This window comes from Enterovirga sp. (assembly GCF_028290205.1).
GTDB lineage: Bacteria > Pseudomonadota > Alphaproteobacteria > Rhizobiales > Beijerinckiaceae > Enterovirga.
Genome location: NZ_JAQGKF010000103.1, coordinates 1 through 6,641, shown reverse-complemented (window position 1 = coordinate 6,641; position 6,641 = coordinate 1). Strand labels below are relative to the sequence as shown.

At 71.2% G+C, this 6,641-nt stretch carries 6 protein-coding genes; 3 read left to right on the top strand and 3 right to left on the bottom strand.

The genetic code is table 11. From position 1 onward, the window contains the following. From JWR86_RS07330 to JWR86_RS07320, 3 genes are all read right to left on the bottom strand, one after another. A partial coding sequence (locus JWR86_RS07330; protein WP_299562932.1) for an adenylate/guanylate cyclase domain-containing protein occupies nucleotides 1-1,526 on the bottom strand: 1,526 nt, incomplete at its 3' end. Nucleotides 1,527-1,756: 230 nt separating this feature from the next. Continuing rightward, nucleotides 1,757-3,424, bottom strand: coding sequence for an acyl-CoA dehydrogenase family protein (locus JWR86_RS07325; RefSeq protein WP_299562929.1), 1,668 nt, complete (start codon nucleotides 3,422-3,424; stop codon nucleotides 1,757-1,759). A gap of 29 nt (nucleotides 3,425-3,453) precedes the next feature. After that, a complete protein-coding gene (locus JWR86_RS07320) occupies nucleotides 3,454-4,980 on the bottom strand; it encodes a 4-hydroxyphenylacetate 3-hydroxylase N-terminal domain-containing protein (protein WP_299562935.1) in 1,527 nt (508 codons plus the stop codon). Between the two features lie 76 nt (nucleotides 4,981-5,056). On the opposite strand from JWR86_RS07320, the gene JWR86_RS07315 reads away from it, so the two are divergent. From JWR86_RS07315 to JWR86_RS07305, 3 genes are all read left to right on the top strand, one after another. Continuing rightward, nucleotides 5,057-5,722 carry a TetR/AcrR family transcriptional regulator gene (locus tag JWR86_RS07315; protein ID WP_299562926.1) on the top strand — a complete coding sequence of 222 codons (666 nt, stop codon included), beginning with the start codon at nucleotides 5,057-5,059 and terminating at the stop codon, nucleotides 5,720-5,722. Between the two features lie 46 nt (nucleotides 5,723-5,768). Beyond that, nucleotides 5,769-6,329, top strand: a complete 561-nt coding sequence (locus tag JWR86_RS07310; RefSeq protein ID WP_299562923.1) for an isochorismatase family protein — start codon at nucleotides 5,769-5,771, stop codon at nucleotides 6,327-6,329. Nucleotides 6,330-6,426: 97 nt separating this feature from the next. Further along, nucleotides 6,427-6,641: hypothetical protein (locus JWR86_RS07305; protein ID WP_299562921.1), on the top strand; the 215-nt coding region annotated here is incomplete at its 3' end.

Below are 6,641 nucleotides of genomic sequence, written 5' to 3'. Positions count from 1 at the left end.
TCGACACCAAGCCCCTTGGTCAGCCCCTGGAGCCGGGCCGCGACATTGACCGGGTCACCGATGGCCGTGAACACGGCCTTGCCGTGCAGCCGGTCGCCGATCTCGCCCAGGATGGCGAAACCCGCATGGAGGCCGATGCCGAAGCGGATCGGCTCCTCGAGGTTCGGTCCCAGGGTGGCGTTGAGGACGTCGATATTCGCGGCAATGAGCTGGACCGCTTCCAGCCCCTGGCGGGCGGCCTCGGCCGGGCTGGTCCGGAGCCCGAACAGCGCCATCAGCCCGTCGCCGAGAAACTGGTTCGGGGCCCCGCCCGCGGCCGTGACGGCGCGGCCGACCGCTTCCAGGAAGCGGTTGATCACGAACACAGTGTCGAAGGGCAGGCGGCGCTCGGCGAGCCGGGTCGAGCCCCGCATGTCCACAAACATCGCGACGATGAACCGCTCCTCACCGAAGGCACCTACATCCAGCTCGCGCAGCCGGTCGAAGGTGATGTCGGCCGCCAGCAGCGGGGACACGGTGACGTCGCGGGGCGGGCGGAACTGGCAGGCCAGGCGGATTCCGTGCGCGGCGCCGACCCGGTCCAGCACCGCCTGCTCGGCCGCGCTCGGATGGCCGAGTTCGGACAGGGATCCGATGACCCGGATGCGGCAGGTCGAGCAGCGCCCGCGCCCGCCGCACACGCTGGCATGCGGGATCCCGTTCAGGCGGCTCGCCTCCAGCACCGACGTCCCGCTCGGCACCTTGGCCCGCCGGCCGTTCGGATAGGTGAAGGACAGGAGCCCGCGCCGCGTCTCGACCCGGCGCCGGACGAAGCGGGCGGCCAGCGTGAGGCCGACGAGGCCCAGGTAGCCGAGCGTGAGCGCGTTGCGCCAGAACAGGAGTTCGGCACCCTCCTGCCGGGTGCCGACCCGGTCGGGCGCGAGTTCGATCGCCCGGAAGGCCGGGTCGGGATAGCGCTCCAGGAAGTCGCGCCCACCCTGGACGTAGCCGAGCAGGGCCAGAACCGGCACCAGCACGGCCAGTGCGAAGAGCGGCGCGGAGATGCGGGGGAAGAACGGCTTCAGCCGTAGCCACAGATAGATGCCGAGCGCGCCATGCGTCCAGACCACCACCAGGGTCACGGCCTGCAGCACGCCGAAGGCCGGGGAATCCACGAAGTACTTGAAGAGCTGCTGCGCGTAGCCCTTGGACACGTTGTGCAGCTCGAAGGCCAACCGCGTCGCGACGATGTGCTGCAGCAAGAGCAGCGGGATGAGGAGGCCCGCGGCGAGCTGGAACGCTTCCGCCGGCCGGTAGCGGAACGGCCGGCGGCCGTAGAGCGCCCACAGGCCGAGCGCGAGGTGGACGGTGAAGGCGCCGTAGAGGGCGGTCTTGCCGTAGGGATTCCACCAGATCGCGGCGGCCCAGCCGAGTCCCCATTCCATGGCGGCGAGCGAGATGTTGCCGAGCGCGTGGTTGATGAAATGCGTCAGCACATAGGCGAGCAGCACGAGCCCTGTCGTGAGCCGGACGCCCCGGACGGTCACCCGGAGCAGTGCGCGCCGACCTTCGCGGCCTTGCGCAAGCGCCGGATGCGCGGCCGCCGTCACGAGGGACCCGGCCCGGAATGGCCTGACACATCCGCCGGCATGCCGGGCGCGCGGCCCAAAGGCGACACTTGGTCGGGGTGGGACAACGCGGGGTCCGGCATCTCGGCCTCCTGACAACCTGTACTACGCCAATCCGGGCCGCAGCGCGACGCCGATCCCCGCCGGTCCTAACCAGCCAGCGGCACGGCGCGGCGGGCCACCGCACCCGCGTCGATACCGGCCGGGAGGTCGCCGAAATGGCCGCTCCAGCCTCCCGCGACGCGGCTCGCCAGAAAGGCGTCGGCCATCTCGGCCGGGGCGTGGCGGAGCAGGAGCCCGGCCTGAAGCAGGACGGCGATCCGCTCGACGAGCCGCCGCGCCTGCCCCTCGCGGCGGCGCAAATCCGGCAGGTCGGCCTCGAAGCCCGCAAGCGCCGCATCGTAGCGACGGTCGGTCCCCTTCGCCTCGCGCAGCTCGTCGAGCAGGGCCGACACACAATCCGGCTCGCGCTCCATGGACCGGAGCACGTCCAGGCAGATCACGTTGCCGGTGCCTTCCCAGATGCCGTTGAGCGGAGCCTCGCGGTACAGCCGGGCCATCACGTGGTCCTCGATGAAGCCGTTGCCGCCGTGGCATTCGAGCGCCTCGGCCACCACCGGGGTGACCCGCTTGCAGACCCAGTATTTGGCGATGGGCGCGCCGATCCGGCCGAGCAGCCGCTCGCGCTCGCTGCCCCCCTCGCGGTCCAGGGCGGCCACGAACCGGAAGGCGAGCCAGGCGGCGGCCTCGGCCTCGAGCGCGAGGTCGGCGACGACGTTCTGCATGATCGGCTGGTCGATCAGGGTGCGCTGAAAGGCACGCCGGTGGCTGACATGGTGCGCCGCCTGCGCCACCGCTTGGCGCATCAGGGCGGCCGAGCCGAGCGCGCAATCGAGCCGGGTATGGTGGTTCATGGACAGGCCGGTCCGGATGCCCCGGCCCGGCTCGCCGATCAGATGGGCGATGGCGCCCCGGAATTCGACCTCAGACGAGGCGTTCGACCTGTTGCCGCACTTGTCCTTGAGCCGCTGGAGCTGCAGCCGGTTGCGCGAGCCGTCCGGCAGCCAGCCGGCCACCACGAAACAGGACACGCCCTCCGGCGTCCGGGCGAGCGTCAGGAACACGTCCGATTGCGGGACCGAGAAGAACCATTTGTGGCCAGTGATCGACCAGGTGCCGTCGCGGTTCGGCGTCGCCGCGGTCTGGGTCTGGCGCAGGTCCGAGCCGCCCTGCTTCTCGGTCATCGCCATGCCGACCGTGGCGCCCGTCTTCTCGCCCGCGCGGATCTGGCGTCCGTCATAGCGGTCCGACAGGATCAGCTCGCCCCATTCCGCCCAGCGGGCCGGGTCGCGCCGCAGCACCGGCACGGCCGAATAGGTCATCTCGATCGGGCAGCAGATGCCGGCCTCGCCCTGGTTCCAGAGGTAGAACACGGCGCCGCGCGCCACCTGTGCGCCCGGCCGCGGGTCGCGCCAGGCGAGCGACACCGTCCCCTGGCCGATGGCGAGCCCCATCAGCTCGTGCCAGGCCGGGTGAAAGTCGATGCGGTCGACCCGGTTGCCGAAGCGGTCGTGGCTGCGGAGCTCGGGCAGGACCCGGTTCGCGGCCCGGGCCAATTCCTGGACATGGGCCGACCCGACGGTCCGGCCGGTCTCGTGCAGGCGCTCCGCCGCCCAGCCCGCGCCGAAAGCCCGGACGATGTCCCCGAGCGCCCGGTCGGTCGCGTAGGCGTCGTAATCGGCCAGCGGCGGCGGCTGGTTCAGGACTTCGTGCGTGGCGTAGCCGTGCAGGTCGGGCGCGGGCAGGGCTGCGGACATCCGGTGGTCTCCTGCCGCGCGGGCGGCCTCTACTCAGCCGCCACCGGCAGCGCCGCGGGCTCTGGCACGTCGCAGCCGGTGGCGCAGCAGCGGCCGGGCTGTTTCGACACCCGCCGTCCCTCGTCCAGCAGGCCGCGGTCGAGCAGGCGCTCCACCACCGCGGCCTTTTCGGCGACCGGGTAATTCCGCCAGATCTCGCGCTTCATGGCCTCGGGCGAGCCGCCGCCATGGAGCGAGATCACCGAATACCAGCCGGCCTGGTTCGAGACGGTGAGGTCCTCGATGAACCGGGCGACCTCGGCCCGCTGCGAGGACGGAATGTCGGGCCGGCCGCCCAGCACGGCGGCCAGCGAGGCCGCGGTCTCGGGATTGTGGTCCTCGTCCGGACCCGGCAGCGCCACGACGAGCCCGCCCGACACCGTGTGGGCCAGCCGGTGCATGTCATAGATCTGGGTGGCGAGCAGGAGCTTGCCGATGTTCGAGAACACGGCGTCCGGCATGATGTTTCCGGACGGGTCCTTCGCGCCATAGACCGAGGCCGCCACGCCGCAGGCGAAGAACCCTTCCACGATCTTGATCAGGTCGACCATGGTGTCCCGGATATGGCCGTGCCGCTCGGGATCGAGCCCGTTCGCCTCGATCATCAGCGCGCCGGCGCCGATCAGGAGATCGCCGAACCCGGCCCGCGCCGCGATGCAGGAATGGCGGTGGTGGGTGGCATAGGAGGTGGTCAGAAACCCCGCCTCCTCGGTCTCGCCGGCCATGAACACGCGGTCCCAGGGCACGAACACGTCGTCGAAGATCACGGCCGCGACCGACTGGCCGTATTTGGCCGAGAACTTGGCCGCGGCCTCGCCGGGCCGACCGGCGCGGCGGGACACGATGGTGACGCCCTCGGCGTCCACCGGCACCGCGCAGCAGACCGCAAAGGCCGCGTCCTCCGGCACCATGGTCCGGCACGGCATGACCATCAGCTCGTGCACATAGGGCGCGCCTGTCACGATGGCCTTGGTGCCCCGGATCACGATCCCGTCCGGCCGCCGTTCGGAGATGTGGACATAGCAATCGGCATTGGCCTGCTGGCCCGGCCGCTTGGAGCGGTCGCCCTTGGCGTCCGTCATGCAGATCGCGAAGGTGAGATCCCTCTCCTGCACGCCGTGCAGGTAATTCAGGAAGCGCGCGTGGTAATCGGTGCCGTGTTCGAGGTCGGCGCGCCGCGTCGCCTGGAACAGCCCGTTCGCGGCGTCGTGCACGAGGTAGCGCTGCGCGCAGCCCGATTCACGGCACAGGAGCCGCACCGCCTCCAGCTTGTACAGGAGGTCGGTCGAGGTCTCGTCGATATGGGTCATCCGGTTCACGGTCTTGCCGGACGTGCCCTGGCGGGCGGTCATCAGCACCGCGTGTTCGGGCCGGTGGGCGAAATCGTAGCAGACCCCGATGCCGTTGATGCCGGGGGCGAGAAGCGGCTCGTCGGCCACGCAGGCGACCGCCTGACCCTCGACGAAGACGCGAGGCGCGTAGCCGCGCAGGGAGTCGCGGTACTGGGCGGCATCCATCAGCACGGGGCGTCTCCTCGTTCTTGATCGGATTTTTGAACGCTGTTAGACGGCGGTCAAGTCCTCCGAAGGCCCGATGCCCCTCAGCCCGAAATCACCCGGCCGCGCGGCGCGGCGCCAATCCGTCGGCGACCACAAGCGCGAGCTGATCCTGGGGGCGGCCCGTCGCGTGTTCGAATCCGAGGGGCTGGACGGCGCCTCCCTGCGGGCCATCGCGGCGGAAGCCGGCTACACGCCCGCGGCGCTCTATTTCCACTTCGATTCCAAAGAGGCGATCTACGCCGAGATGCTGGACATCTCCCTCGGCCGGCTCGCGGACGCGGTGCTGGCCGCCGCCGACGCCGAGGCCGAGCCGGCAGGGCGGCTCCGGGCCGCCGCGCTCGCCTTCTTCGCCTTCTATGCCGAGAACCCGCGTGACCTCGATCTCGGCTTCTACCTTCTGCGCGGCGGGCTGAAGCCGAAGGGCCTGGGCCGGGCCCGGGACGAGCGGCTCAACGCCGCACTGGCCGTGGCCCTGGCGCCCATCGGGGCCGGGGCCGAAGCGCTCGGCGCTACCCCCGAGGCGGCGCGCCTGCTCGTGGTCGACGTGTTCGCGCACGCGGTCGGGCTCCTGTTGCTGACCCATACGGGCCGCATCCGGATGTTCGAGGCCTCGGCGCCCGACCTGATGCGCCGCTATCTCGACGAGCGTGTGCGGGGGCTGCTGGCCGGCGGGGCCGGCTTGCCGGACGGGCGCGGCTGACGAGAATGGCGGCCAGCCCGCGCCAGCCGGGCCGCCAGGGGACAGCATGGACAGCCTTGCCGCCGCCCGCCGGGGCGAGACGAGCCCGCTCTCGAGCCTGCTCCTGGTCGTGGATTTCCAGTCCCGCCTGATGCCGGCCATCGCGGGCGGGGCCGAGGCGCTTCGCAACGCCCGCCGCCTGCTCGACGCCGCCGCCCTGCTCGGCGTTCCGGTGGTCTGGACGGAGGAGAACCCCGACGGGCTCGGCTCGACGGTGCCCGAGGTGGCGCCCCGCCCGCCCGCCCGCGCCTTTCGCAAGATGTTCTTCGACGCGACGCGGGAGCCCGCCATCCGGGCCGCCATCCCGACCGATGCCGAGGTCGTCGTGGTGGGCTGCGAGGCGCATGTCTGCGTGCTGCAGACGGTGCTCGGGCTGCGGGCCTCCGGCCAGCCGGTCAAGGTCGTGCGCGACGCGGTCGCGTCACGGCAGCCCGCGAGCCGGGACGCCGCTCTCGCCCGCATGGATCGGCACGGCGCAGAGATCGTCACCGCCGAGATGGTCGCGTTCGAATGGCTCGCCACGGCCGATCACCCGCATTTTAAGGATGTCATCGGTTTGGTGAAGTAGCCGTTACCGGAAAGGCTTGTGGAACCAGGCACCTTTGCGCCATTTTGGCCTTGATCGTGCTTTAGAAGCCGCAATCCTGTTGCGTCGAGGTTCGTCGATGACCCGGAAGAACTCCGCTTTCGCTGCCCTGACCCTGGGCGCTGCCGCCGCCATCTTGGCCACCGGCCCGAGCACCGCCCAGACCCGCCCGGAGGAGGCGCGAGCCGCCCGAGAGGTGTTCGGGTGGAAGAAGTCCGGAGACCAATGGGTGCAGGGCCGGTTCCGCGTCGACGGCGCCCCGGTCGGCGGCGCCAGGGCGGTGCGCAGCCGGGC

What these genes read in the sequence shown, in the direction of transcription:
- JWR86_RS07325 (WP_299562929.1), bottom strand. Translation starts at nt 3,424, where the DNA reads ATGTCCGCAGCCCTGCCCGCGCCCGACCTGCACGGCTACGCCACGCAC.
- JWR86_RS07320 (WP_299562935.1), bottom strand. Translation starts at nt 4,980, where the DNA reads ATGGATGCCGCCCAGTACCGCGACTCCCTGCGCGGCTACGCGCCTCGC.
- JWR86_RS07315 (WP_299562926.1), top strand. Translation starts at nt 5,057, where the DNA reads ATGCCCCTCAGCCCGAAATCACCCGGCCGCGCGGCGCGGCGCCAATCC.
- JWR86_RS07310 (WP_299562923.1), top strand. Translation starts at nt 5,769, where the DNA reads ATGGACAGCCTTGCCGCCGCCCGCCGGGGCGAGACGAGCCCGCTCTCG.